The sequence below is a fragment of the Streptomyces sp. NPDC020898 genome (assembly GCF_044333925.1).
In the GTDB taxonomy this organism is placed as follows: Bacteria; Actinomycetota; Actinomycetes; order Streptomycetales; family Streptomycetaceae; genus Streptomyces.
The window spans coordinates 1-1,487 of record NZ_JBIRRV010000050.1 but is presented as its reverse complement, the minus strand read 5'-3'; the positions used below and the strand labels follow the sequence as shown (position 1 = coordinate 1,487).

Annotated in this window: 1 protein-coding gene; it reads left to right on the top strand. The window is 65.2% G+C overall.

What is annotated here, in order from left to right:
- Nucleotides 1-245 precede the first annotated feature (245 nt).
- Nucleotides 246-1,466: an IS110 family transposase gene (locus ACH4TV_RS48285; RefSeq protein WP_398407859.1), complete on the top strand. Its 1,221-nt coding sequence runs from the start codon at nt 246-248 to the stop codon at nt 1,464-1,466.
- The last annotated feature ends 21 nt before the right edge of the window (nt 1,467-1,487 follow it).

Sequence of the window (1,487 nt, the reverse complement as noted above, 5' to 3'; positions counted from 1 at the left end):
GCTCACTAGACCACCATTCCTTGTGCAGCCCTGACGGATAGGGTTGTGACCTCTCGGTCCCGGTGGGTGCACGGCCACTCGTGCGAGCCGCTTGACGGCCAGGATGAGTTACGCCGGCCCCGCCGGGCCGAGGCCGTCTGATCGGCTTCAGGGACACGCCCCGTCGAGGGCCGATTAGTGAGCTCCCGGCAGACGTCCTCACCACCGAGCAGGTGCTCCGCGTACGGCACAGGAGTACTTCTTTCATGTTCATCGGATGGGACTGGGCGACCGAGACTCACGACGTAACCGTCATGGACCAACTCGGTGCCCGCGTGGAGAGATGGGAACTGCCTCACACCGAGGAAGGCATCACCAAGACACTGGCCCGGCTGGCCAAACACGGAGCCCCGGAAGATCTCCCGGTGGCCATCGAGACCACCCGCGGCCTGGTCGTGGACCGGCTGCTGGCAGCGGGGCATCCGGTGGTGCCGGTGCACCCGAACGCCTTTCACGCCATGCGTCCACGCTGGGGTGCTTCGAAGGCCAAGACCGATGCCGGGGACAGCCTCAAGCTCGCCGACTACCTCCGCACGGATGGCCACTTCCTGCCTCGGCTGGAGCCCACCGATCAAGCCACCATGGACCTGCAGTCGCTCAGCCGGCAGCGCGCGGACCACGTCGAGGCCAGAACGGCTGCCATCAACCAGCTCGCGTCGCTGCTGGACGCGCACTGGCCTGGCGGAAAGGCCATGTTCGCGCGCCTCAACAGCGACATCGCGCTCGCCTTCTTGGAGCGCTACCCCACCCCGGCCTCCGCCGCCAAACTCACTGCCGCCCGACTTGAGGCATGGTGCAAGCGGCAGAGCTACACGGGCAAGAAGCCCGGCAGCGTACTCATCGAGAGCTTGAGGTCGGCTCCTGCGCCCGCTTCCCGCCTCAGTCCGGACATCGTTGAGCAGCTTGTCCGTCTGCAAGTCCAGCTCGTGCAGGGCATCCGCGCGACCATCCGCGCACTGGACAAGGCCATCACCGACGCTGTCGGTCAGCATCCCTACGCACCACTGTTCGCTGCCATGCCGCGCATCGGGAAGGTCAACCTCGGACAGATCATCGGCGAACTCGGCCCCATCCTGGAACGCGCCCAGACCTGTGAGCAGTTCATCGCTGAGGCGGGTGTTGTCCCAGTCACGAGGGCTTCGGGCAAGTCGCGCACTGTCGCCTTCCGCTACGCGACCAATCGACGTGCGCGCCAAGCCATCGGGATCTTCGCCGACAACAGCAGACACGACAGCGACTGGGCTTCGAAGATCTACACCGACGCGCGTTCCAGGAAGAAGCGTCACCCCCATGCCATTCGCATCCTTGCCCGCGCATGGCTCCGCGTGATCTGGGCCTGCCGACGAGACGGCACCTGTTACGACCCTGCCATCCACCAGGCCAACGGAAAGATCAACAGTAGGCCAGACACACCTGTCCCGGCATAGAGGTTGACTCAGGAAACTCAT

Excerpts from the sequence above, each read along its gene's own strand:
- ACH4TV_RS48285 (WP_398407859.1), top strand. The coding sequence starts at position 246 with ATGTTCATCGGATGGGACTGGGCGACCGAGACTCACGACGTAACCGTC.